Annotated in this window: 25 protein-coding genes and 1 pseudogene; 11 read left to right on the forward strand and 15 right to left on the reverse strand. The window is 70.2% G+C overall.

The features are described from left to right. The first annotated feature begins 18 nt into the window (after positions 1-18). On the forward strand, positions 19-663 hold the full coding sequence (locus ACZ5D2_RS31160; protein WP_371681055.1) for a GAP family protein: 645 nt from the start codon (positions 19-21) through the stop codon (positions 661-663). Positions 664-1,206: 543 nt separating this feature from the next. On the opposite strand, the gene hpf is transcribed toward ACZ5D2_RS31160, so the two are convergent. The 3 genes from hpf to ACZ5D2_RS31175 all read right to left on the reverse strand — a co-directional run bounded on the left by hpf (position 1,207) and on the right by ACZ5D2_RS31175 (position 3,911). Beyond that, positions 1,207-1,503 (reverse strand): ribosome hibernation-promoting factor, HPF/YfiA family, encoded by a 297-nt coding sequence (gene hpf, locus ACZ5D2_RS31165; RefSeq protein WP_371674924.1) that lies wholly within the window; start codon positions 1,501-1,503, stop codon positions 1,207-1,209. A gap of 226 nt (positions 1,504-1,729) precedes the next feature. Then, on the reverse strand, positions 1,730-2,848 hold the full coding sequence (locus ACZ5D2_RS31170) for a fatty acid desaturase family protein (RefSeq protein WP_371674923.1): 1,119 nt from the start codon (positions 2,846-2,848) through the stop codon (positions 1,730-1,732). 7 nt (positions 2,849-2,855) lie between these two features. Beyond that, positions 2,856-3,911 (reverse strand): ferredoxin reductase, encoded by a 1,056-nt coding sequence (locus ACZ5D2_RS31175; protein ID WP_468933993.1) that lies wholly within the window; start codon positions 3,909-3,911, stop codon positions 2,856-2,858. An 87-nt stretch (positions 3,912-3,998) separates the two neighbouring features. On the opposite strand from ACZ5D2_RS31175, the gene ACZ5D2_RS31180 reads away from it, so the two are divergent. Then, positions 3,999-5,138, forward strand: coding sequence for a PucR family transcriptional regulator (locus ACZ5D2_RS31180; protein WP_371674921.1), 1,140 nt, complete (start codon positions 3,999-4,001; stop codon positions 5,136-5,138). A gap of 398 nt (positions 5,139-5,536) precedes the next feature. Beyond that, positions 5,537-5,677, forward strand: coding sequence for a hypothetical protein (locus ACZ5D2_RS31185; RefSeq protein ID WP_468933996.1), 141 nt, complete (start codon positions 5,537-5,539; stop codon positions 5,675-5,677). 44 nt (positions 5,678-5,721) lie between these two features. Here ACZ5D2_RS31185 and ACZ5D2_RS31190 read toward each other — a convergent pair whose 3' ends face one another. The 3 genes from ACZ5D2_RS31190 to ACZ5D2_RS31200 all read right to left on the reverse strand — a co-directional run bounded on the left by ACZ5D2_RS31190 (position 5,722) and on the right by ACZ5D2_RS31200 (position 6,575). Further along, on the reverse strand, positions 5,722-5,922 hold the full coding sequence (locus ACZ5D2_RS31190) for a hypothetical protein (RefSeq protein WP_468933998.1): 201 nt from the start codon (positions 5,920-5,922) through the stop codon (positions 5,722-5,724). 147 nt (positions 5,923-6,069) lie between these two features. After that, the gene (locus ACZ5D2_RS31195; RefSeq protein ID WP_371674919.1) at positions 6,070-6,342 is read right to left on the reverse strand and encodes a hypothetical protein; all 273 of its coding nucleotides are present in this window, start codon (positions 6,340-6,342) and stop codon (positions 6,070-6,072) included. Continuing rightward, complete coding sequence (locus ACZ5D2_RS31200; protein ID WP_371674918.1) at positions 6,342-6,575, reverse strand: hypothetical protein; 234 nt, start codon at positions 6,573-6,575, stop codon at positions 6,342-6,344. The genes ACZ5D2_RS31195 and ACZ5D2_RS31200 overlap by 1 nt, the downstream gene beginning before the upstream one ends. 807 nt (positions 6,576-7,382) lie before the next feature. On the opposite strand from ACZ5D2_RS31200, the gene ACZ5D2_RS31205 reads away from it, so the two are divergent. Beyond that, positions 7,383-8,900, forward strand: coding sequence for a TROVE domain-containing protein (locus tag ACZ5D2_RS31205; protein ID WP_468934003.1), 1,518 nt, complete (start codon positions 7,383-7,385; stop codon positions 8,898-8,900). A gap of 1,496 nt (positions 8,901-10,396) precedes the next feature. Here the strand turns inward: ACZ5D2_RS31205 and ACZ5D2_RS31210 are convergent. Both ACZ5D2_RS31210 and ACZ5D2_RS31215 read right to left on the reverse strand, forming a co-directional pair. Beyond that, a complete protein-coding gene (locus ACZ5D2_RS31210; protein WP_468934006.1) occupies positions 10,397-11,473 on the reverse strand; it encodes a polyprenyl synthetase family protein in 1,077 nt (358 codons plus the stop codon). 361 nt (positions 11,474-11,834) lie between these two features. Next, positions 11,835-12,443: a GNAT family N-acetyltransferase gene (locus ACZ5D2_RS31215; protein ID WP_468934009.1), complete on the reverse strand. Its 609-nt coding sequence runs from the start codon at positions 12,441-12,443 to the stop codon at positions 11,835-11,837. Positions 12,444-12,499: 56 nt separating this feature from the next. Here ACZ5D2_RS31215 and ACZ5D2_RS31220 point away from each other — a divergent pair, with 56 nt between their 5' ends. Beyond that, the gene (locus ACZ5D2_RS31220) at positions 12,500-12,805 is read left to right on the forward strand and encodes a hypothetical protein (RefSeq protein WP_468934012.1); all 306 of its coding nucleotides are present in this window, start codon (positions 12,500-12,502) and stop codon (positions 12,803-12,805) included. Positions 12,806-12,838: 33 nt separating this feature from the next. Here the strand turns inward: ACZ5D2_RS31220 and ACZ5D2_RS31225 are convergent, their stop codons facing one another. Together ACZ5D2_RS31225 and ACZ5D2_RS31230 are read right to left on the reverse strand one after the other, a co-directional pair. Continuing rightward, the gene (locus ACZ5D2_RS31225; RefSeq protein WP_371674913.1) at positions 12,839-13,714 is read right to left on the reverse strand and encodes a hypothetical protein; all 876 of its coding nucleotides are present in this window, start codon (positions 13,712-13,714) and stop codon (positions 12,839-12,841) included. Between the two features lie 10 nt (positions 13,715-13,724). Beyond that, a complete protein-coding gene (locus ACZ5D2_RS31230) occupies positions 13,725-14,288 on the reverse strand; it encodes a papain-like cysteine protease family protein (RefSeq protein ID WP_371674912.1) in 564 nt (187 codons plus the stop codon). A gap of 134 nt (positions 14,289-14,422) precedes the next feature. Here ACZ5D2_RS31230 and ACZ5D2_RS31235 point away from each other — a divergent pair, with 134 nt between their 5' ends. After that, on the forward strand, positions 14,423-14,899 hold the full coding sequence (locus tag ACZ5D2_RS31235; protein WP_468934017.1) for a hypothetical protein: 477 nt from the start codon (positions 14,423-14,425) through the stop codon (positions 14,897-14,899). Positions 14,900-14,973: 74 nt separating this feature from the next. On the opposite strand, the gene ACZ5D2_RS31240 is transcribed toward ACZ5D2_RS31235, so the two are convergent. Next, the gene (locus ACZ5D2_RS31240; RefSeq protein WP_468934020.1) at positions 14,974-15,612 is read right to left on the reverse strand and encodes a Cap15 family cyclic dinucleotide receptor domain-containing protein; all 639 of its coding nucleotides are present in this window, start codon (positions 15,610-15,612) and stop codon (positions 14,974-14,976) included. A gap of 245 nt (positions 15,613-15,857) precedes the next feature. Between ACZ5D2_RS31240 and ACZ5D2_RS31245 the strand changes: the two genes are divergently transcribed. After that, a complete protein-coding gene (locus ACZ5D2_RS31245; protein ID WP_371681054.1) occupies positions 15,858-16,019 on the forward strand; it encodes a hydrophobic protein in 162 nt (53 codons plus the stop codon). Positions 16,020-16,435: 416 nt separating this feature from the next. On the opposite strand, the gene ACZ5D2_RS31250 is transcribed toward ACZ5D2_RS31245, so the two are convergent. Beyond that, entirely contained in the window at positions 16,436-16,873 is a 438-nt protein-coding gene (locus ACZ5D2_RS31250; protein WP_371674909.1) for a MerR family transcriptional regulator, read from the reverse strand. Between the two features lie 55 nt (positions 16,874-16,928). Between ACZ5D2_RS31250 and ACZ5D2_RS31255 the strand changes: the two genes are divergently transcribed. After that, complete coding sequence (locus ACZ5D2_RS31255; protein WP_371674908.1) at positions 16,929-17,900, forward strand: SDR family NAD(P)-dependent oxidoreductase; 972 nt, start codon at positions 16,929-16,931, stop codon at positions 17,898-17,900. A gap of 474 nt (positions 17,901-18,374) precedes the next feature. Here ACZ5D2_RS31255 and ACZ5D2_RS31260 read toward each other — a convergent pair whose 3' ends face one another. Further along, the gene (locus ACZ5D2_RS31260) at positions 18,375-18,656 is read right to left on the reverse strand and encodes a hypothetical protein (RefSeq protein ID WP_468934025.1); all 282 of its coding nucleotides are present in this window, start codon (positions 18,654-18,656) and stop codon (positions 18,375-18,377) included. A gap of 662 nt (positions 18,657-19,318) precedes the next feature. On the opposite strand from ACZ5D2_RS31260, the gene ACZ5D2_RS31265 reads away from it, so the two are divergent. Beyond that, a complete protein-coding gene (locus ACZ5D2_RS31265; protein WP_371674907.1) occupies positions 19,319-19,531 on the forward strand; it encodes a hypothetical protein in 213 nt (70 codons plus the stop codon). Positions 19,532-19,669: 138 nt separating this feature from the next. Beyond that, positions 19,670-20,833: an RICIN domain-containing protein gene (locus ACZ5D2_RS31270; RefSeq protein WP_468934028.1), complete on the forward strand. Its 1,164-nt coding sequence runs from the start codon at positions 19,670-19,672 to the stop codon at positions 20,831-20,833. A 32-nt stretch (positions 20,834-20,865) separates the two neighbouring features. On the opposite strand, the gene ACZ5D2_RS31275 is transcribed toward ACZ5D2_RS31270, so the two are convergent. Continuing rightward, a complete protein-coding gene (locus tag ACZ5D2_RS31275) occupies positions 20,866-20,991 on the reverse strand; it encodes a hypothetical protein (protein WP_468934031.1) in 126 nt (41 codons plus the stop codon). Between the two features lie 72 nt (positions 20,992-21,063). Between ACZ5D2_RS31275 and ACZ5D2_RS31280 the strand changes: the two are divergent. Continuing rightward, a pseudogene (locus ACZ5D2_RS31280) lies at positions 21,064-21,306 on the forward strand (IS5/IS1182 family transposase); the annotation flags it as partial. Positions 21,307-21,368: 62 nt separating this feature from the next. Here the strand turns inward: ACZ5D2_RS31280 and ACZ5D2_RS31285 are convergent. Beyond that, positions 21,369-21,983, reverse strand: coding sequence for a hypothetical protein (locus ACZ5D2_RS31285; protein ID WP_468934034.1), 615 nt, complete (start codon positions 21,981-21,983; stop codon positions 21,369-21,371). Between the last annotated feature and the right edge of the window lie 190 nt (positions 21,984-22,173).

Consider the following 22,173-nt stretch of genomic DNA (forward strand, 5'->3'; position numbering starts at 1 on the left):
CCGGGAGCGGTTGTGCCGATGGTCGTCGACCTGGTCGTGATCGGTACGGCCATCACCCTTGGACCGCTGCACAACAGCGGTTTCACCCTGCTGCTCGCGTCGCGCCGAGGCGTTCGCAAGGGTCTCGCCTTCCTGCTGTCCTGGCTGGCCAATCTGGTCGCCGTGATCGCCTGTGTCCTGTTCCTGACCGGCGGATCGCCGCCCGTCCACCACAGCACGCCGTCGACCGCCGCGGTCGCCGCCAAGCTGGCCATCGGCGTCGGCCTGGTGCTGTTCGGCGGCTACCGGCTCCGGCGGCCGCCCCGCCCGCACCGGCCACCGAGCTGGACGGCCCGCGTGGACAACGCCTCGCTCGGCACCGCCGCCGCACTCGCCTGGCTGCTCCAGCCGTGGGCCCTGGTCGGCGCCGGCGCGGCCACGGTCGTCGAGGCCGACCTCTCCTCCCTCTCCGACTGGCTCGCCCTGACCGGCTACTGCCTGCTGGCCACCCTCAGCCTCCTGGTCATGGAGCTGTACACCGTTTGGGCGCCGCGCGCCGCCCAGGCCCGGCTGAACGCCCTGCGGAGCTGGCTGGAGCACCACCAGGACCAGCTGATCGTCACCCTCTCCCTGCTGGCCGGACTCTGGCTGACCGCCAGCGGCATCTACGCACTCGTCGCCTGACGACGCACCCGTCCCACCCCCGCGCCCGCGGGCGGCAAGCTACGCCTACCGACCAGGGCAGTACGCCCTCCTGCCGACCGGCTCGACATCCCGCCTCGCGCCCCACGACTACGCCCCGGACAACTACGCGGTGGCACAGGCCGCAGCGGTCATCGCCTTCACCTGGCGCCCCGCCCCCGTCCTCGACGCGCTCGGCGCCCACGGCTGCCGGGCCGCGCACGCCGAAGCCGGGGCGGCCGCCCGGCACGACCACGACCCGGCCGAGTCCGATGCGTTCGGGCCGCTGCGTGTACGACCATCGCCGTCCCGCCCGCAGCAGGGTTTCGAAGAGCAGCCGCTGTCCGGCGGCATCGCCCGGCAGCGCCTCACTCCGGCCGGCCCCGTGCGACTGCGCCCGGCGGAGTGCGAAGCACGCGCGGGCGGCTGTGAGATTTTCGGTGAAGCCGTGCTCGGCGGTGTCCCCACACGATTGCCGGCGCTTCCGGCTCCGCCACCCGCTCACCGGTCATGGTCCCGGACCGGAACACCCGGAGGTGGTTCTGACTACTTCTGGCGTCCGTGCTGCCTCTGCGTGTGCCTCCTGAGCTGGGCGGAGAGTTTGCCGACGAGGCTGTCGATGGCCGCGGGCATGTCGGAGGCCCTTGCGGTGATGGTGGTGAGGTCCTGGCCGTCCACCTGGAGGGTGCCCGAGGCGGTCTGCTCCGAGCCGTTGATCTTCAGGTTCACGCGAGCGCTGGTGGTTTCGGTACCCTGCGTGTTGAGCCCGGCCAGCTTCTCGCCGACGGTATCGCGCAGTGCGTCGGTGATCTCGACGTTGTCGCCGTTGAGTGTGTAGATCATCTTCTTTGCCTCTCGGTTCTGACAGGTCCTCGCTGGTCAGGCTAGGTGCTCCAGCGGACACGAACGAAGCCGTGGCAGAGCTATATCCCCTTTTGGGTTGATTGCTGTACGCCGGATTCCCCCCGGGCCGGGCCGGGCCACGCCCAGCCCGGTCAGCCGCTGCTGCTGCTCTCCGGTACCGGCGGTGCCGCCGGTACGGTCGGACGATCCGAACCCATACCGGGAATCAGGCCGCGACGAGTTCCTGCTCGCGGTCCGGCGTCTTGACCCTGGGTTTCCTGTTCGGCAGCGAGAGCCGGAAGACCTTGTGCCACGCGGAGAACACCTGCTTGGGCAGCGGCCCGGTGACGTACTCCAGCTCGTACTTCTCGAACAGCGCGCGCACCTTCACCGCGACCTCGGCGTACCGGTTGCTCGGCAGGTCAGGGAACAGGTGGTGCTCGATCTGGTGCGACAGGTTGCCGGTCATGAAGTGCATGGCCTTGCTGCCGCTGATGTTCGCCGAGCCCATCATCTGGCGCAGGTACCACTGGCCGCGCGTCTCGCCCTTGATCGACCGGCGCTCGAAGACCTGCACGCCCTCGGGGAAGTGCCCGCACATGATCACCGAGTGGGACCAGATGTTGCGGACCAGGTTCGCGGTGAACGTGGCGGCGAGCGTGGTGAGGAACGACGGCCCCGAAAGGAGCGGGTGGATCACGTAGTCCTTGAGCACCTGCTTGCGGATCTTGCGGCCCACGGCCCTGGCCCGCGCGCGGAACTCCGGGTTCTTGCGGCGGCGCTTGTTGAGGTTCTTGCCGAGTTCCAGGTCATAGGCGGCGATGCCGTACTCGAAGAAGCAGGCGTTGATGAAGTTCCACAGCGGCTGGCCGAGGTGGAACGGGTGCCACTTCTGGTCCTCGTCGACGCGCATGATGCCGTAGCCGAGATCGTTGTCCTTGCCGATCACGTTGGTGTACGTGTGGTGGAGCTCGTTGTGCGAGTGCTTCCACTGCTCGGCCGGCGAGACGTGATCCCAGTCCCAGGTGGTGGAGTGGATCTTCGGGTCCCGCATCCAGTCCCACTGGCCGTGCAGGACGTTGTGGCCGATCTCCATGTTCTCCATGATCTTCGCCACGGACAGGCCGGCGGTGCCGACCAGCCACGCGGGCGGGAAGATCGAGAACAGCAGGACACCCCTGCTGAACAGCTCGAGCTTGCGCTGTGCCGAGATGACCTTGCGGATGTAGGCGGCGTCCTTCTCGCCGCGGCCGGCGATCACCTCGTCGCGGATCGCGTCCAGCTCGCGGCCGAGCTCCTCGATCTGCTCCGCGGTCAGGTGGGCGGTGGGGTCGATGGCGGTCAAGGTGCTCCTACCGTTCGATGTCGCAGGGGCCCGCCGCGGCGGACACGCAGGTCTGGATGAGGACGCCAGGCCCGGCCTCGGTGATCTCACCGGTGCGCAGGTCGCGGACGGCGCCCGCCGTGAGCGGCGTGACGCAGCCGAAGCAGATGCCCATGCGGCACCCGGACGGCATGAGTACGCCGGCCTCCTCGCCCACGTCCAGCAACGGCGTGGCCCCGTCCGCGTCGACGGTCTTGCCGGTGGTGCCGAACGTGACCTCGCCCCCGTCGCCGGTGACGACGACGCCGGGGCGGAAGCGTTCGGTGTGCAGGCGCTCTGGGACGCCGTGCTCGGTCCAGTGATCTTCGGCGGCGTCGAGCAGGCCCGCGGGCCCGCAAGCCCAGGTCTCGCGCTCGGCCCAGTCGGGCACGAGTGCGTCGAGACGGGAGATGTCGAGCATGCCGTCCGTGTCCGTGTGCAGCTCGGTGAGACGCAGCTTCTTGTCCGCGACCAGGTCGTGCAGATCATTGCGGAAGATCACGTCTTGCGGCTGTGGCGCGGAGTGGACCATGACGACGTCGTCGAGCTCGATGTCGCGCAGCATGCCCATCACCGGCGTGATGCCGCTGCCGGCCGTCAGGTAGAGGACCTTGGCGGGCCTTGCCTCCGGCACCACGAAGTCACCGGTCGCCTGGTCGAGCTGGATCAGCGTGCCCGGTTGCGCCCTGCGGACCAGGTGATTGCTGACCTTGCCGTCCGGGATCGCCTTCACGGTGATCGTGATGCGGCCGTCCTGGCGGTTCGTCGGCGAGGTGACCGAGTAGGCACGCCACAGGCGCACCCCGTCGACGTCGACGCCGATCCGCACGTACTGACCGGCTGTGTGACCGCGCCAGCCCCGTCCCGGCCTGATCACGAGGGTCGCGGCGTCACCCGTCTCGGGGTGCACGGCCTCGATGCGCCCCCGCAGGTCGCCGCCCGCACGCAGCGGGCTGACCAGGTCGAGGTAGTCCGACGGCAGCAGCGGCGTCGTGACCATCTCCAGCAGTTTCCACGCCCTACTGCGGAGGGCTGCACTCGTCATGACCCCAGCTTGATGTGCTTCAGAGGGTAAAGTCCTATCCGCAGGACGTGAATCTGATCGGTTGAATTGTTCGCAGGGAACAAAAAATTGAGCCATGCAGTCCGGAGGGCCAGCGAACTGGTCCTGGACGAGACGACGGTCACCGCGCTTCGGGCCGTGCTGAGGACCACCGCCGACGAGGTCGTCCAGGCGATCATCGACGAGGTCCCGCCCTACGCCAACGCCCTTTCGGGCCGCATGGGCGCCACCATCCGCCGAGCCGTCCGCACCGCCCTGGGCCTCTACCTCGACCTCGCGAGCGGGAACGCCACGGGCGGCGACGCCGGAGACGCGGCCTACGAGCTGGGCCGCGGCGAGGTTCGCGACGGCCGTTCGATGGACGCCCTGCTCAGCGCCTACCGGGTCGGCGCCCGCGTGGCCTGGCGAGGCCTGGCCGCAGGTGCCGTACCCGCGGGTCTGCCCGCCGCCCAGGTCGCCAAATTCGCCGAGCTGACCTTCGCCTACATCGACGAGCTCTCCGCAGCGAGCGCCGCGGGCCACGCCGACGAACTGGCCGCGCGGGGCCGGGCCCACGAGCGCCACCTGGAACAACTGGCCCGCGACCTCCTCTCCGGCGCGAGCCCGGACGTGCTCCTCGCCGCTGCCGGGCGGGCCGGGTGGCAGCCTCCGGTTTCGCTGACCGCAGTCCTGCTGCCGGCCGCGCAGGCCCGGCCGGCCTACCGCACGCTCGACCCGGGCACCCTCGTCCTCGACGATCTGCCGGACGCCTCCGGCGTGCTGCTCGTCCCCGACGCCGACCGGTCACATCTGCTGAGGAAGCTGCCCGACCGCACCGCCGTGGTCGGCCCGGCCCGGCCGTGGACGCGTGCGTCCGCCTCGTACGCACGCGCCCTCCGCGCGCGCACCCTCTCCTCCGACATCCGCGACACCGAGGACCACCTGCCCGAGCTGGTGCTGAGCGCCGACGCGGACGCGTTCGCCGACCTGCGTGCCCGAGCCCTCGCACCGTTGCAGACCTTGCCTGTCGCGACCGCGCGGCGGCTGGAGGAGACGCTGCGGGCGTGGCTCCTGCACCATGGCAGGCGGAACGAGGTGGCGGCGGCGTTGTTCGTCCATCCCCAGACCGTCCGGTACCGGATGTCGCAGCTGCGGGAGCTTTTTCCGGATCTCGAGTCGCCGCACCGGGTCCTTGAACTGACGCTCGCGGTCGGTCTCCGGGTCAGCTGACTCGATCTTCAACCGTGAGGTTCGTTCGCCGGCAGGCCGCGACAAGATCGTTCCACGGGTGTGATCAGCCGCTTGGTCCACGCCTCAGCCGCCGCTCAGCGGAGACGGCCGGGCCGGGTCATGTCGGGGTCTCCTCGTAAGGTGCGCCAACAGGTGCTCCGCCGCGATGGAGGCCGTGCCTTGCGGCGCGCCGACTGCGGTCAGGGCGGCGATCAGCCTGGCAGATCCTGTCACCAGCCACCGACACGGTCCGGTTCGGGATGGGCAAGGAGACGCCGGCCAGTTGCAGAGCGGCTCCGGTACGGGCCTCCGCGGACGAGCACGCGGGGTGAAGACGAGCAGCCGGAAACCGTCGCACTTCTGCTCGCAGGCCAGACCCGGGCCGGTACAGGGCGGGGATGGTCCCGCACCTCCGCATCACGCCCTTGGCCCCCGCCCCCCGCCTGGAGCGCTCCGAGCAGCACGGCCTGGCGGAGGGCGCCGTACAGCCGAGTGCGGGCGCGTTGACCTGTGCCATCAACGACACAGGGCACGCGTGACCGCGGCGGCTGTGACTGACCGGAGCGGCTGCGGCAGGTTCAGGTCAGGGAGTCGAGCCGGTAGCGATGGCATGGCCGATCGCGGCGGCTGCGTCGGCAATGCCCGCGAGGGTTGCCTTGTTGTTCAAAGCGGTGACCACGTCCTGGGTCAGTGGGCGAAGGGCATATGCGTGGCGCACCGCGTGGATGTCGACCGGTGAGCGGCCGAAGGGCGCACGGCACCCGCCGCTGGTGCTCAGGGGCATGCCGTCAGAAGGCCGTCCGGTGGCGAAACGAACTCGCGGAGCACGGTGGCCGTGACCGGGCACTCCACCACTCGGCGCCGGCCGCCGAGGCCGCGGTGGCCGGAGGAGTTCCTGGACGATCGCCGGCATCGTGCTCCTTGGCTCGGGTCAGACCTCGATGTAGGCGACGACGACCACGGTGCGCAGCGCCGTGACCCAGAACAGGAGCCGGACGCGCTCGATGTCGTCGGTGTACTGGCGCAGCTGGGGGCCGGTGCTGTCGCCGGGGAGGGCCTCGCCGACGTCGGGGTCGACGGAGACGACGACCAGGGCGCGGTCCAGGGCGTGGATCTCCGCCTCGCTGGTGATGTTCTCCAGCTGCTTCGCCGCGGAGTCGGAGAAGGCAATCCGGGCACGGCGCGGGCTGTGCTGCGTGGCCATCAGGCGACGGCCGGGCGCTGGGCTGCGAGCTGGGCCAGGTGGGCCCCGCGCAGTTCCTCCCACGGCGTGCAGCCCCCCACCGGGGGCAGCCCGTTCTCTGCGATGTCCTCCAGGACGGCGGCGAACCGGTCGGCGTTCTCGCGGGTCCTGGCCGCGTACGCGCGGACCGCGTCGACGGCTGCGGGCTCCAGCTGCTGCCGGGCGGTGCCGGCGGGGGCCGACTGTTCGCTCATCGAGGGCTCCAGGGCACGTAACTGGCGGGTCTCACCACGGTATCGCCGGGTGGAAGGCCCTGGGACCACTCCGGCCGAACCAGCCCGGGGATCACCGTCCGTTCATGTCCGCGATCCGTCGGCGGAGGTGTTCGAGGAACTCCTACAAGGTGGCCGCCGCGACTCGTAGTCGTCAGACCGGGAAGCCGTGGTGGACTTCCAGACCTGTCCGCTGTCTCCGATCGCGAACAGGCAGCCCCCTCCGTCACTGGCGGAACGCCTGCATCAGCTTCGTCAGTGCCGCTCCGGCCTGCTCCCTCCAGGACCGGACCCACTCCGCGTCAAGCCGCTCACCAGGCACGTCGCCCCCTCGAATACTCGTGGGACCCGCCGGCGCGAGCCCGGAAGAACATATCCGAGGGCCCGGCATTCGCTGCTCCGGGCAGCGCACGTCGCCGGACGCTCCGCGACTACGCCGAAGCCCCGACCTGACGCGCTCGCACCGTTTATTCGCTGGCGAGAGGTCGGTTGGCCTGCTTGAGTGTCATCGCGACCGCGCCCCCGATGCGCCCGGCTGCGGCTACTTCCTTCCGACACTCAAGTGATGCCGCCGCCCCTTTTGATCTCGGGCGGCGCGGCCGCACCCCGCCCCGTCGGAACCTCTTGGCCGGGGCCGTCGTTCTCTGGATCCGGGGGGATTCACTGCCTCGCCACACCCAACGCGTTTCCAAGATCTGGTCCGAGATGCTCGTGGCCCCGCACGTCTCAGCGGCAGCCGCCCGCGCCACGTCCGCACCCGCGATCCACCACTGGCGCACTCGGCAGGCCATGCGCACCCACGAAGGCGGCCCGGCGTTCGTGCGGGAGCCCCGGGAAGAGCTCTTCCTCTTGGCCGTCGGCAACTTCGCCTCCCAGCAGACCTTCTACGAGAGCCGCCAGGAGCGCGACGACCGCTACGCCCGCCTCGTGGCACAACTCGCCGTCGAGGACGCCGTATGGACGGCCGGCCTGCTGCGCTGGCTCCGCAGTGAGGGCAACATGCGCACCGCGTCCCTCGTGGGCGCCGCCGCGTATGTCCGGGCACGGCTGGAGACCGGGTCCGCCGACGGCCCGTCCAACCGGTCTGTGGTCGACTCAGTGCTCCAGCGCGCCGATGAGCCCGGAGAGCTGCTCGCCCACTGGACCTCGCGGTACGGGCGGAACGTGCCGCAACCCGTGAAGCGGGGCATCGCCGACGCCGTGCGCCGGCTGTACTCCTCGCGGTCCCTGCTGAAGTACGACACCGCCTCCAAAGCCTTCCGCTTCGGGGACGTGCTCAACCTCGTGCACGCTTCCCCCCATCCGGACAAGCCCTGGCAGGGAGATCTCTTCCAGCACGCCCTGGACCGCCGCCACCGCCCTGAGCAGGGCTCTGTGCCGGCCTCCGACCGGCTGCTGAGCGAGCACCGGGCGCTGATGGAGCTGCCGCTGGACGAGCGGCGCGCCACGGCGACCGGGCCGGGCGGCGCTGAACGGCTGGCAGCGGCGGGCATGACCTGGGAGGCCCTGGCGGGCTGGCTCCACGGCCCGTTGGACGCCGCCGTCTGGGAAGCCGTGATTCCTTCGATGGGCCCCATGGCGCTCTTGCGGAACCTGCGTAACTTCGACGAAGCAGGGGTCTCGGACGAAGTTGCGGCGCGGGTGGCGGCACGCATCTCCGATGCCGACGAGGTCGCCCGGTCCCGGCAGTTCCCCTTCCGGTACCTGGCCGCCCACCGGCACGCGTCGCCCCGTTGGGCTGCCCCGCTGGAACGGGCACTTGGCCACTCCCTGGCCAACGTGCCGGCCCTGCCCGGCCGGACGCTGATCCTGGTGGACCGGTCCGACTCCATGTTCTGGGACACCGTCTCCGAGCGGTCCACGCTGAGCCGCGCGGACGCGGCGGCCGTCTTCGGGACCGCCCTCGCGATGCGCGCCCGGCAGGCGGACCTGGTGGAGTTCGGCTGGTCCAGCGCACCGGTGCCGTTCGGGGTGGGGGAACCGGTACTGGAGGTGCTGAAACGGTTCCATAGTCTCGGGGGTACACAGACCACGATGGCCTTGCGCGCCCACTACCGGGACCACGACCGCGTGCTGATCGTCACCGACGAGCAGGCCGCGCACCAGGGCCCCGGCAGGCCGGCCGAACCGGTACCGTCCTCGGTCCCCGTGTACACCTGGAACTTGGCGGGGTACCAGCCGGCCCACATCCCGTCGGGCCCCCACCGGCACACCTTCGGCGGGCTCACGGACGCCGCGTTCCGGATGGTCGGCCTCATCGAGGCCGGCCGCCACGCGACCTGGCCGTGGACCGCGGATACGGCGTAGCGAGAGGCTCCCCTCCCCGCGAGGCCGGGACACGTTCACGGCGCGTCGGCCGCGTCCCCCTGCATGGGCATTCTGTACGGGCGGGACCGCCGCCCGTACAGACACAACGGGCACCGGGCCCGGGGCATATCAGCTGCCTCGGGCGGCCGCCGGCCGACCAGCTGCGTGAGCAGCCCGATGATCCACACCAGGTTGCACGTCCCTCGGCTCACCCGTCGATCTTTCCGTCCTCGTCCACGGAGGGATGGGCGACGGAGTCGAGCCAGTCGGCCCGATCGTGGTGTTCCATGGCCTCGGCCACCTCGTGGGGCCAGGTTCCAAGGCTCGGCCACCCCAGGGCCTCTGTGGAAGCCGTGGTCAGGGCGGTGGTAGCCGAGCCCCGCAAACAGGCCATCGACCTTCGCAAGGCCCGCGACCTGTTGCGGGCGGCACAGACACCGGAGGCATCGATCGCTGTCCGCCCGGCCCCCGCTGCGGGGACGGCGCTCGCGCCGGCGGACAAGACCTCGGACCGGCTGTACGACGTGATGGACCGCAAACCTGGCACTGGAGAAGGACCGCCTCGGCACCCACCAGGACCAGGTCGTCGCACTCAGCGATGTCCCGGCGGCCGCCGCCGAGATGGCGGCGCTCACCGGGCAGCTGCACACCGCACAGAAGGAACTGGACTGGGCACGCCGGGCCCGACCCAATGCGGAGGTGCTCGCCGCCCGGGCGCAGCAGGAGAGCGGCGCAGCTGCAGGAGGAACTTGCCCGGCTCCGGGCCGCGGCACCGGGCGCGGACGAGCCCCTGCCGGTCGCGGCGCAGCTGCAGGAGGAGTTCTTCCCCGCCGATGTCGAGCGGGCCCTGGCGACTGCCGAGGGCTTTCTGCAGGAGGGCGCGCAGCTGCGAGAACGGTTCGGCGGCGAGCTGCAGGTCGCCGGACCGTCCGAGCAGCAGGAGGGGGTGGCGGGGGAGCCGGTGATGACGCGGATCGTGGTCCTGCTGGGCTGCCGGACCCTGGGGGTTCTGCTGGTGGTGGGCGGAGCGATGGTCAACTACGCGCTTGGAGCCTCGACGCGGGAAGCATCTTCAGTCGGCTGCTGCGTGTCGGCTGGGCCCTCGCCACGGTGGCCGGGAGGAGCACGCCCGCCGTGCGGATCCTCATCGCCGTGACAGGCGAGGTCGTCGGTCTGTTCCCCGGGCGCACTGGCACGGGCTTTCCATGTGGAGGCGATGCCCGGCGGACCCGTCCAGGCTCCGTGAGCGGCTCGCCGAGAGTGGCCACCGAGGCACGGCGCCGATCCGGCCGGGCTCGAACACGGCCCGGACCTGGGCCGAGCCGCTCGGCACACGGGGCTGGTGGGATGGTGAGGGGGCCGGACCGGTGTCACTGGCGGAGCATGGCTGCGATCCGGCGCCGAGCGAGGGGAGGATCGGTGATCAGCGTCCCGGATGACGGTGTCACGGCCATGGGGCAAGCGGGTGAGCACTCGTCTGGCGCCGGCCACCGGAGTCACAGGGTGCGTTGTGCGCCCCACAGCGGGAGTTGCTCGAAGAACTCCACGGCCTCCTCGCGCCACCGCGGCCGCCAGCCCGCCGCGACACCGGCCGCCTCCTCGGCAACACGGCGCATGTCCGCCCGCAACCGCTCGTCGACGCCGTGCCGACGGGCGATGTCCTGGACCCGCTCGACGGTCTCCGCCGGGCAGCCGGGATCGGCGAGCGCGGCCTCCACCACCTCTCGCTCTCGGCCGGCCGTCGCTGCCAGGACCGCGCACACCGCGTAACTGCGGCGGCCCTCACGCAGATCAGAGCCGGCCGGCTTGCCGACCGTACCCGAGTCCGCGAACAGGTCGAGATAGTCGTCGCGCAATTGCCCGCTCACCCCGACCAGCGTCGCGTACCGCGCCAGTTCCCTGTGGTGGGCGGCCGCGTCCTCGCCTGCTGCGATCAAACCCAACTGCAGCGGAGCCAGCACCGAGTACCGGGCGCTCTTGTACTCGGACACGATGTCCAGCACCTCACGGTCGGGGACCGGACCGAAGTCCCGCTCCAGATCGAGGACCTGTCCGAGCACCGTGTCTGCCCCTGCCGCCACCTGCACAGCCGTCATCGCCTGCCGCAACCCGTCCGACACCGGCGCGGTCAGCAGTACCTGCACCGACAGGAACGCGGCCAGATCCCCGGCCAGGACCGCCAGGCCCAGCGCCGTCTGCGGACGGTCGGGAAACCGCTCGCGGTAGGCGTAGTACACCGACGGCGCGCCCCGGCGAAGCGGTGAGTCGTCGATGATGTCGTCATGGATCAGGCCGTGTGTCTGAAGCAACTCGATACTGAGAGCTGCCTCCTCCAACCCTGCCACGGCATCGGCAGTCACCAGCCGCGCCGCCTCATACAGCAACGCGACACGGAGGCGCTTCCCCCCGCGCAACGACATGTCCCGCACCAGCTCCAGGGTCTCGGGCACGAGCACGCTACGCGGGAACTGCTGCCGGGCGACCGTGTCGAAGTAGTCCGCGAACAGCGAGTCGAAGCGATCCCGGTACCCGGTGAGCCGTTCATGGACACCGGCCGCGATTTCAGCAGTCATTACTCTCCCTGGAACACGGATCAACACGAGCAGGGCAGCAGCTGACAACCGCCGCAGGCCCGCATTCAACACTACGAAGACATCCGTGGCTCGCCGTCCCGCGCTGCCACGTCGGCTTGAACGGCATCGGCATCGGCATCGACGCCACCCGAGACCTGTTCCCCAACCGCGTCTGGGGGGACACGGGACACGTCCAGAACAGGGCTGTCCTACCTGCTACCCGGCCACCGGAGCGGTATGGCCAGCCGATCGGCCCTCGCGTGGTGACCTTCCCTTGCCAGGGGCGGCGTCTGTTCACTGTCATCGAGTTGGCCGGGCAACCCAACGCCTGATAACCAACGGGCCTGCGCTGGAAAGACATTCAGCGCGTGGTGCCCGGCCATTCCTCGCGGAGCACCCCGAACAGCACGGTGTCGTAGCGCTTGCCCGCCACCAGCACGGTGGACCGGCGTCGGCCCTCCTCGCGGAAGCCCGCCTTGGTGAAGGCCTGGACGGCCCGTTCGTTGCCGCTCCAGGTGTCGAGCTCGATCCGGTGCAGCCCGAAGGCCCCGAACAGGTGCCCCACCAGCAGTCGCAGCGCGTCGGAGCCATGGCCGCAGCCCCAGCGGTCCCGCTCGCCGATGGTGACGCCGACCGTGGCCAGCCCGGCGAACGGGTCCAGGTCGCGGTAGTCCACCATGCCGATCACCGTGCCGTCGGCCAGATCCTCGACCGTGAAGACGGCCGACTCCTTCGGGTTCAGCCGCAGCATCGTCGCGAAGCCGAGCTCGACGGCCTCCGCCGTGACCGGGCCGAAGCACGGGTTGCCGCCGGCCGCCCAGTGGACCACCTCCGGATCGTTGCGCCACCGAACGTGATGCCCCGCATCCTGCGCACGGAGTGCGCGAAGCCGTACCAACTTTCCTTCGATCATGAACAGATCATAGGTCTCGACGTGATCGTCGACGATCTTGAGATCGATGGCCCGCACCTGACCCGCTCCAGGCTGGGGGCGGGGGCGGAGGGCGTGATGCGGAGGTGTGTGACGTGGTGCTGCGGCCTCCGGTCGCGCCGATGCTGGGGCAGGCCGCCGAGGGGATCCCTTCCCCGCCCCGTACCGGCCTGGGTCTGGCCTGCGAGCAGAAGTACGACGGTTACCGGCTGCTCGTTTTCACTCTGCGGGAGCCGGGTGGGCGGGTGCTGCTCCAAACCCGGAGCGGCGCCCTGGTCCAGGACGCGTTCCCCGATCTGATGGCCGCCCCCAGCTCATCGTCCTGGGCCGCCACGACCAGAACGGCCGGCTGCGCGCGGCCGGCCGGACGCGCGATGGGACCCTGCTCCTGGAGCAGGTGATCAATGAGCTGTACGGGCTCAAGCCGACGCAGTTCATCGCGGCACGCGACGTCGACGGAGTACCGCGACTCCGCCCGCGAGGGCGAGTGTCGCGCCGGTACCGCCGGCGAGGAGCAGGGCGGAGGACGGGGTGCCGTCCTCCGCGCGCGGGGGGCTGTAGCCGCTTGAGTAGCCCTTGGTGTCGTACTCCGAGCCGGGGAGCTTGTCGGCGTAGCGGGCCTTGACCAGTTTCTGGTAGTCGCCGAGCGACACCGTCGCCTGGCCTTCCAGGCCTTGCCTGGCCTGGTCGTTCAGAGGCTCGATGGTGGTGACCTTGAGCCGGTACCAGCCCCGGATCTGCGGCTCGGTGAAGACCAACGTGCCCACGGTGGCCTTGCCGGCATAAGCGGCGTCGCCGTCGCCGTCGCGCACGCCCGCCAGGTGCCAGCCGCCGCCCTGGGTGGGGGCGAGCATGACGGTGGCGTTGCGACCGTTGACGGTGGTGCTCAGGGAGGAGACCAGTTGCGTCAGCTTGACCGCTTCGGTGGGCAGCGGCGGGGCCGTGCCCGCGACGAACCCGGGGGTGATCTCGTTCAGGGCCACCGGGTCCTTGATCGTGAAGGCGGGGAGGCCCTGGCATGGCTCGGCCGTCTCGGGGATCGTCTGCACAGGCCCTGCGGCGCCCTCGCTGGGCACCGGAGTGCGCAGGAAGCGGCAGACCGTGTTGCGCACGTCGGTGGACTTCACCGCGTCGAGAGCCGCCTGGTAGTCGGGGATGTCGGCCGGGAGGGGGTCTTTCGCCGGGGCCGCGTGCGCCGGACCGGCAACGCACAGCAGTGCGGAGGCACTCAGTACGAGGACGACGGACAGGCGGGGGAAGCGAGAGGCCACCCGCGTGCTGGACGTTTCGGTACCGCTGGTGTTGCGCATGTCGCCTGCCTTAGCGGGAGATACCGATGCGGGAGTGAGTCCACTGCGATGAGCCGTTGCTCACGTAGTCGCTGTAGTTCCACCACGTGTACGTGGTGGTGTCCGGCCACGGGTCGGCTACGGCGATCTTGCTGTTCGAGGTGTCGAAGCCGTAGACCACGTTCATGTGGCCGCCGCCGGACGTCCATCCGATCCGGGCACCGATCGGCCGGGCCGCCTTGACCTCGGTGTACACCTGGTTGAACGTGGCCGCGCTGCTCAGGCCCGAGCCCGGATGCGCCATGCCGAGGCTGCTCCAGCCCCTGGCCATGTCGTCGAGCGTTGCGGGCTGGTTGTTGCATCCGTAGTAGGGCTGGGCCCGGCTGCAGAAGTCCGTCTGGGTGGAGCCCAAGCCGTGAAACTTGGCGATGGTCAGCCCGGAGGCGACCCAGCACCACTGGGACTTCTCCTGCTTCAGCATGGTGATGGTGTCCTGACCGGCTTCCGCGTGCGCCGTGCCTCCCGCGGCCGTCAGCGATCCCAAGGCGGCCAGCGCGATGGCCGACACCGTGGTTCCGTACCTCAACCTGCCCATTTTCCTGCCTTCCCCTGATGGGTACAACGAGATGATCGGGGCAATCTGGCGAGAATATGACAGCTCAGCATGTCTGGGGCACATAAGGGCCTTGGGGAAAATTGCCCCTAACTGATTATTCGTTGGGTAATCACGTGAATGAGGCATTCGCGGCGCAGGACGGGACCACCTGCGAGGGCGAGGAGGCGGATAGGTCGAAGCCGGTTTTGGCCATGTCGGCGGCCTCATCAGGAAGCGTGCAGGACCACGTCAGCCAGCCCCGCCCCGGCACCACGTACAACAACTACATGCCGAACCCCAAGGGCCCCATCATCGGCGAGCGGCAGCACTTCACCCAGAACAACGCCGACGGCGTCGACCCCACGCTGTTCGCCCAGCTCGCTGGGTGCGTCGGCCAGGACACCACCATTCTGGGCATGGCCGAGACGGACCGCGTGGAGCTGGAGCGTGTCGCCCAGGACCTCCATGCCGAGGCGACCACCGAGGACCCTGAACCGGGCCGACTGCGCCAGTTCGCCACCCAGGTCAAGGACGAGCTCTTGGAGGCCGGCACCACCATCGCGCGGCCACGACGGGCGTACAGATGGCCGACCAGGCCCTCGCTGCGCTGATGCAGTAGCTCTTCTGGCGACCACGGGCCCCCGGGGGTCGGGCATTGCGCCGGGGTCCGTGGTGTTGCGGCGCTTCAGTTGTTGGGGTGCTCCGGGTCGGTGGCTTGCGCTTCGGCGAAGGTGCTGTAGTCGGTGGAGCGGTTGAGCAGGGTGAAGTCCATGTCACCGGCGGTGAACCGGCTCGTGTAGTAGCGCCCGGCAGCGGACTTGGGCTGCAGGCCGGTGACCGCGATCCGGCAGGCTCCTTCGTGCTGGGGGCTTCGGGACTGGTGTTCCACTCGGGGCGTGTTGTCGTACAGGAGTCCGATCTCGGCACTGCCCGAGTTCTCAGGAGCGCTGATCGTTGCGTTCCTCGACCGCCCGGTGCTCTCCTTCGTGCGGAGCGTGGCGTGCAGGCTCCAGAAGGTCTGCTCGATCGTCATGTACGTCGTGATCGGCCCCCGGTTGCCACCCTCGGGTATGTGGCTCTCCGCACTTGGCGACAACACCACGCGCCATGTGCCGGTGACCCAGGCGCGCCCAGTGAAGCGGTGGATGACTGGCCAGTGCCAGGCCCATTTGTCGAAGACGACGGTGCCGTAGCCCACGAGGGCCGGAATGTACGCGAAGAGGTACCGGAAATCGGACGGGTACAGGCCCAGGACGAGCAGGACGACCGTGTAGAGGGTAGCGGCGACGGTGGCGCCGGTGCGGATGGTCGTGGCTGTGCCCATGTCAGTCTCCGTAGCCGAGGTAGTGCAAGGCGGCCTCGATCAGCTCGCGGCCGTCCTTGTCCGTCCACTTCTGGTCTTTGCCCTCACCGAAGACTTTCTTCACACCGTTTCTCGACGCACCGGTCCCGGTCCTCTTCTTTGACTGGTCGTGCGGTCGGCCGCCGGTGCGCTCATGTGGGCATCGGCGGGACCCTGTCGGGATGCGGCAGTTTGACTGGCGGCCCCCCATGGCTGCCGTGCTCCATATGGTTCCCCTGCTTCTCGTTCTTCTGCTCGCTCTGATCCTTTTCGGTGCCGGTTTCGCGGTGAAGATCCTCTGGTGGGTTGCGATCGCCGTGCTGGCGCCGTGGCTGATCGGGTTCGTTGCCTGTCCCAAGGGCAGCAGCGGTCGCTGGTATCGCTGGTAGCCGGACAGGTACTTCGCCGTATGCCGGTGGCCCACCCCGCGGGGTGGGCCACCGGCATGTCTGTTCAGGCCTGTTCGCCCGTCCTGACACAGGAGAACGGGCGGGCCGCCACCGGCTGGTGGCCATGGCTGCCCCGAGAGGATTCCGTAGGCCGGAGGCCGAGTGCCCACCCGCCTGCTTGCCAGGCCCGCCGCGGAGACCGGCGTCCTGTGGGAGACGGCCCGCGATGCCCACCTCGCGTACGAGCGGCCCCGTGTCGCCTGACTCATCCGGACGCCGCTCGCGCGTCGCGTCGTCACCGCACTACAACGGCGACGTCTCGGGGCGCCTTTGCACTCGCCGTACTCGGCGTCTCTGCCCATGCGGCGAGGTGCGGTGCCGGACGTCGCGGGTGGGCAGTTTCCGCAAGACGCGCGCTAGTTGCCGTTTTCGGCCGTCGGGTCCCACAGGCCGCCGGCTTCGCCGCGGGCGAGGTGGTCGGCGTACACGCCGACCTTCCCGGTGATGACGGATCGGCACTCCTCCAGTGCCCGGAGCCGCGCGTCGACGCGCTGCCGGTGGGCTTCGAGCAGGCTCAGGCGTTCCCTCTCGTTGCCCGGTCCCCGGCGCACCAGTTCGGCGAAGTGCTTGAGGTCGGCGAGCGGCATGTCGGATTCGCGAAGCTTGACGCAGATCAGCAGCCAGTCGACATCGGAGGCGGCGTAGCGCCGCCTGCCGCCCGACGTGCGCCGGACCGGCCCGACGAGGAGGCCCTCGCGCTCGTAGAAGCGCAGGGCGTGCACGCTCAGCCCCGTCCGTTCGGCCACCTCGCCGATGCTCAGCGACCCCGCGTCGGCGCCGGCGGTCGTTGTCATGGCGTTCGCTCCCGGACTTGATCTAGACCTCACTCTCGATCGTAGCGTCAGGGGCATGACCATGAACGATCAGCACCCACTCGGTTCGCCCTTCTCGGCCGCCACCCGCGCCAAGGACGTCGTGGCCGGCCGCGACCTCTCCCGCACGACCGCCGTAGTGAGCGGCGGCTATTCCGGCCTCGGCCTGGAAACCACCCGGGCATTGGCGGCCGCGGGGGCAAGGGTCGTCGTACCGGCCCGCCGGCCGCACGTCGCCCGCGCCGCCCTCCAGGGGGTGGGGGGCTGCGAGGTCGTCCCCATGGACCTGGCCGACCTCGGCAGCGTCCGCTCAGCCGCTGCGCACATCAGGGACTCCCTCGGCCGGCTCGACCTGCTGATGGCCGTGGCCGGGGTCATGGCCACCCCGGAGCGGCGCGTCGGCCCCGGCTGGGAAGGCCACCTCGCCGCCAACCACTTCGGACACTTCACCCTCGCCTGCGAGCTCTACCCGCTCCTGGCCGCCGCGGGCGGCGCGAGGGTCGTCGTCAACAGCTCCGCCGGACACGCCCTGACCGACATCCGTCGGCACGACCCGCACTTCCGCACCGGCTACGACAAGTGGCTGGCCTACGGCCAGTCCAAGACCGCCAACGCCCTGTTCGCCGTACACCTCGATACCATCGGGCGCGACGACGGCGTCCGCGCGTTCGCCCTCCACCCAGGCAAGATCATCACCGGTCTCCAGCGCGAGATGTCCCTCCGGGAACAGATCGACCGCGGCTGGGTGGACGAGCACGGCAACGTGATCGGCGCCGGTTTCAAGACCCCGTCCCAGGGCGCGGCCACCGGGCTGTGGGCCGCCACAACACCGCTCCTCGACGGCCGAGGCGGGCTCTACCTGGAGGACTGCGACGTCGCCCGCGCCACAGCTCCCGACGCCCCCATGGACGATGGCGGTGTCCGCCCGTACGCCGTCGACCCCGAGGGGGCGGCCCGGCTCTGGGACCTCTCCGTGGCGGCCACAGGCGCGGTGCCTCTCTCCCGGTGAACCCGCGCGTCCACCCCGTCCTGGCCGCCGGCGCCATCGTCTCCGCCGCCGCGCCGTCGGCGGCGGCGCATGAGGGCGACCGCCACCACCAGCAGGGGCCTCGGCTGGAGATCAGCCGGGTCCAGAGCGGCCCGCGCATCGGCGGTAGTCCGGCCCGTAGGGGGTTTCGTCACGCGGGTGACGGGTTTCGTGACGTGCGTGCGGTGTTGTCCTCCGGCAGTGCTTCCGGGGATTTTCGTGTGCGGTAGGCGCTGGAGCGGCAGTTGGGAGAGCAGTAGCGGGCCGGTCGGCCGGTGGATCCTGGGGTCCGTGCGGGCAGGCTCCCACCGCAGAGCGGGCACGAGGGTGCGGGGCCGGGCCGGGCGGCTTCCCAAACGGGGGCGGGGGCGGGGCAGGCGGTGGCGGGCATGCCGAATGGTGGGTGGCTCCCTGTCGCTCGGCGACGACGCCTGCTTCGAAGCGGCTGCGAGCACCTCACGGGCGCCGCACGGGCGCCGCACGGGCGCCGCACGGGCGGGCCGGGAGCAGGGCCGGGGCCCGGTCCACGATGATCAGCTGAGGCAGTACCTCGGGCAGGGTGCGGACCTGGGCGCCTGCGGCGACGAGGTGTTCGGCGTGGGTGCGGGTGGGCTCGTCGAGGCGGGTGGCGTGCTGACAGAGGCCGTGAACGCGGATGCCGCGCTGGAAGAGGGCGAGGTCGCGGGGGAGTGCTTCGCGCAGTGCGGCAGGTGGGAAGGCGCCACCGTCTTCGGACACCAGGACCTCGCTGCGGCAGGAGACGACGACGTCGGTGAGCAGCGTGCGGACGGCGGACGTGTCGGGCAGGCGGTCGGTGGTGCCCTGCGGGAAGGCGTGCTGGCGGGCCGGGAGGTAGACAGGCGCGAGGGCCGCGAGCCCGTCGTGCTGCTCTCGGATCCGCCGGCGCTGGATGCGCAGGGCTTCTTCCCGGGCGCGGAGGGCGGCGTCGCGATCGGAGAGCAGGTGGCCCGGTGGCGGGCTGCGGGCTCACCGGCTGCCAGCGCACGCCGGGATCCCCGGGGGCGGCGGGGACTTCTTGGAGGAGGCAGGCATCGAGGAGCGAGTTCAGCGTCCGGTGGCTCTCGTGCTCGATGATTCCCGTCTCGGCGGCAGCCGTCGACGGGGCGGCGGGGGTGAGGCTTTCGTGGACGGCGGTCCAGCGGTAGAGCAGGACTCCGCGCCGCCCAGTTCGGATATGCCTGCTGCCCCGCCGTGACCTGGCGCAGTGCCCATGGAATCCCTCCTCAAAGTGCATGGCACACAGATGATGCCCCGGGGGTCTGCCGCGGTCGGCGCCGGGTCGGCACAGTGGTGATCACAGTCGGCGCAAGCGGCCGGCGACCAGAGCACGACCCCGGCGGACCGACCGCTGCCGGACTGCACACCAGGAGTCGACGCACATGCGGGGAAACACGGCCCGGGCCCGGGTGGCCCTCGTACCGGCCGCGGGCATCGGAGGGGGCGGTTCCGCCCCCTCCGCCGCTTCGGACGGGACCGGCGCCGGACACCGCGTCAGTGCAGACGCGGAACTTCCCGGGTGGCTCGACCCGGGCAAGGTCTGCCCCGTGACGACCGCGTGGGGCGACAAGAACTGCCCGCCCCGGCAGTACTAACGCGGTGCGGTCCGCCTCGTTAGCGGACCGTTAGCGCCCCCCGACAGAGTCCCCCATCTCACCTCCTGCCTAGGAAAGGCACCGACCTTGCCACGCTCCGACGTTCTTCACCCACGCACCAAAACGCTCACCACGCTGATGGCGATGGCTGCGCTCGTCGGCCTGCTGATCGGACTGCCGGCGTCGCCGGCCGAAGCGGACACGCCCAACGCCCACACCATCGCGACCTACAACTCGCAAGGCGCCCGCTGGTCGGACGTCCGGCAGCTCAGCGACGAGAACGACATCGTCGCCGTCCAGGAGGCGGGGTCGGAACCGAGTCTGTACGGCATGGTGTTCCAGCAGTCCTACAACCGCAGCGGCTACATCGTCCGCCTGTATCGCTGGGGCAGCCGCTTCGTGTACTGGATGAGTCCGCTGGGAGACACCCGGGTCAACCTCGCCATGGTCACGCACACCATGGCCCACGAGGTCTACGTCGCCCCGCCCGGCCGGGCCGGCGCCCGCCCCGCGCTGGGTCTGCGGATGGACGACGACATCTACTACAACGTGCACGCGCTGGCTTCGGGAGCGCACAACGAAGCAGAGGAGCTGGTACGCCAGGTCCGCAACCAAGCGACCGCGGCGGGCCGCGCGTGGACCGTCATGGGCGACTTCAACCGTGACCCGGACCAGGGCATGCACAATCTCGCCGCGGGTCTGGGCGCTCAGGTCTACCACACTGGCCTTGCGACCCAACAGAGCGGCGGCGAACTCGACTACATGATCTCGTCGCGCGCGCTGGGGAACTACCGCGGGGTACGTATGGGCGGCCGCGGCTCCGACCACTACCCGGTCTACTTCCGCACGCAGTTGGTGGCGAACGGGTCCGTGGTCGAGCTGACCAGCGACAGCGACCACGACAAGTACCTCACGTTCGAACGCGGGAGCAACGCCAACGGCACGCACCTGGTCTCCGGCACCTGGAGCCCCATGAAATCCCAGTGGAAGCTGCGCAGCATTCCCGGCGGCGGCAAGTATGACTTCAACTTCGTCAACAGGTCGACCGGCAAGTGCATCGACGTCGACAACGGCCGCTGGGCGAAGAGCGGCGACGCCCTCAACGAATGGGACTGCGAGGGCCAAAGCTCCCAGGTCTTCTCCATCTACTACTGGGGCGAGGAGCCGGGGGCCTGGATGATCAAGCAGAACAACACCGAGTTGTGCGTGAACACCACGGCCACCAAAACCAAGGTGCTCAGCCTGATGCCGTGTGCTCACGCCACCCCCAACCAGCGCTTCGTGCCGCACTTCTACGGCTAGGTCATCCACTTGCAGGATCGGCCGTCGCCAGGTCAAGCCGAATCCCGGACGACCAGCCGCGGCTCGAACGGCACCGGCGTGGCGGCTTCCACCGCGGTCCCGACCGCCACGGGAGCCGCCACGGCGGCGAGCAGGAGCCGGACCGTCTCCGCCGCCATGTCCTCCACCGGTCGGCGTACGGTCGTCCGCGGGCGGCAGCACAGGGCGGCGCTGGAGTGGTCGAAGGCGCGACCAGACCCGGCGCGGTCGCCGCGGACAAGGCCTACTCATCCCGCGACAACCGCTCCTACCTGCGCAAACGCGGAACCCAGGCAGTCATCCCGGACAATCGGGACCAGGCCACCCGCCGGGAGGAGAAGGGCGCAGGAGGCGGCCGACCCGTCAGCCGCGACGCTGATCCCTACGAGGAACGGAACACGGTCGAGCGTCTGATCAACAAGCTGAAGGCCTGGCGAGGCATCGCCACCCGCTACTGATCACGACATCACACACGCCCCGGTCTGGTTCGAGGGTGTCTCTCCGCTATCTGTCGGAGTCACCCCTCGTCGGGCCATGGATTGTCTGGTGGCGTGCTGCTGACGGGAGGGCGTCCGGTGGCGTGGCACTCCTCTGAGGGGAGCGAGTCCCATTCCGTCCAGGCGCCGTCGCGCGGCACCATGAACAGCGGACGCGATCGGAGGGCCTCTCCGACCATCTGCGCGCGCATGACGATCCCGGAATCATCCGGTGCTGCGTAGCCCTCGGGGGTGATGCGAAACTGCACGTCATTCGCCTCGGCGTACGCAATCGCGTCGCTCTCCAGCTCCGCCAAGTCTCTCCCGACCAGCGGGAGTCCGTCGTACGAGACCTGGGGGCCTTGCACGGCGTCGGCGGCGATGCAGAACAGCCCCGCCGCTTCGCTCACGTAGGCCGTGGCGGCAGGCGGCGAAGGGGCGACCTCTGGCCGGTGGATCTCGATCTTCGAGGTCGGCGAGAAGACCGAGTACTGCCGAGGACAGTCCCTGACCTCCGTCCGGCCGAGTATCCCAGCCGCCTCGACCACTTCGCTGACGGTCATGCCGAACCGGAACGGCCCTACGCCGACGGCCGGCGCATAGGACCACTCGTCCCGTTCGGCGGCTCCGACATCGGCTCGGTTCTCGAACGCCACAGTCGCCCCTCCAGAGCCTGAGAACGAACCGCCGCCCATAGCCTGCGACCTGGTCTGCGGTTTCGACGGCCCATTGCCGCCTGTTCACGACAGCGTCGCATCCCGCACTGACAGCCCGGTCAGCCCGTGGTGGGCGCAGGCCAGGCCAGGCTCGGTGCGCAGCGCCCAGAAGGTACGGGTGTGGCTTTTT

Source organism: Streptomyces sp. NPDC031479, assembly GCF_055581065.1.

Excerpts from the sequence above, each read along its gene's own strand:
- ACZ5D2_RS31160 (WP_371681055.1), top strand. The coding sequence starts at position 19 with ATGGTCGTCGACCTGGTCGTGATCGGTACGGCCATCACCCTTGGACCG.
- hpf (WP_371674924.1), bottom strand. The coding sequence starts at position 1,503 with ATGATCTACACACTCAACGGCGACAACGTCGAGATCACCGACGCACTG.
- ACZ5D2_RS31175 (WP_468933993.1), bottom strand. The coding sequence starts at position 3,911 with ATGACGAGTGCAGCCCTCCGCAGTAGGGCGTGGAAACTGCTGGAGATG.
- ACZ5D2_RS31185 (WP_468933996.1), top strand. The coding sequence starts at position 5,537 with ATGGTCCCGCACCTCCGCATCACGCCCTTGGCCCCCGCCCCCCGCCTG.
- ACZ5D2_RS31190 (WP_468933998.1), bottom strand. The coding sequence starts at position 5,922 with ATGCCCCTGAGCACCAGCGGCGGGTGCCGTGCGCCCTTCGGCCGCTCA.
- ACZ5D2_RS31195 (WP_371674919.1), bottom strand. The coding sequence starts at position 6,342 with ATGGCCACGCAGCACAGCCCGCGCCGTGCCCGGATTGCCTTCTCCGAC.
- ACZ5D2_RS31200 (WP_371674918.1), bottom strand. The coding sequence starts at position 6,575 with ATGAGCGAACAGTCGGCCCCCGCCGGCACCGCCCGGCAGCAGCTGGAG.
- ACZ5D2_RS31205 (WP_468934003.1), top strand. The coding sequence starts at position 7,383 with ATGCGCACCCACGAAGGCGGCCCGGCGTTCGTGCGGGAGCCCCGGGAA.
- ACZ5D2_RS31210 (WP_468934006.1), bottom strand. The coding sequence starts at position 11,473 with ATGACTGCTGAAATCGCGGCCGGTGTCCATGAACGGCTCACCGGGTAC.
- ACZ5D2_RS31225 (WP_371674913.1), bottom strand. The coding sequence starts at position 13,714 with ATGCGCAACACCAGCGGTACCGAAACGTCCAGCACGCGGGTGGCCTCT.
- ACZ5D2_RS31230 (WP_371674912.1), bottom strand. The coding sequence starts at position 14,288 with ATGGGCAGGTTGAGGTACGGAACCACGGTGTCGGCCATCGCGCTGGCC.
- ACZ5D2_RS31240 (WP_468934020.1), bottom strand. The coding sequence starts at position 15,612 with ATGGGCACAGCCACGACCATCCGCACCGGCGCCACCGTCGCCGCTACC.
- ACZ5D2_RS31245 (WP_371681054.1), top strand. The coding sequence starts at position 15,858 with ATGGTTCCCCTGCTTCTCGTTCTTCTGCTCGCTCTGATCCTTTTCGGT.
- ACZ5D2_RS31250 (WP_371674909.1), bottom strand. The coding sequence starts at position 16,873 with ATGACAACGACCGCCGGCGCCGACGCGGGGTCGCTGAGCATCGGCGAG.
- ACZ5D2_RS31255 (WP_371674908.1), top strand. The coding sequence starts at position 16,929 with ATGACCATGAACGATCAGCACCCACTCGGTTCGCCCTTCTCGGCCGCC.
- ACZ5D2_RS31265 (WP_371674907.1), top strand. The coding sequence starts at position 19,319 with ATGCGGGGAAACACGGCCCGGGCCCGGGTGGCCCTCGTACCGGCCGCG.
- ACZ5D2_RS31270 (WP_468934028.1), top strand. The coding sequence starts at position 19,670 with ATGGCGATGGCTGCGCTCGTCGGCCTGCTGATCGGACTGCCGGCGTCG.
- ACZ5D2_RS31275 (WP_468934031.1), bottom strand. The coding sequence starts at position 20,991 with ATGGCGGCGGAGACGGTCCGGCTCCTGCTCGCCGCCGTGGCGGCTCCC.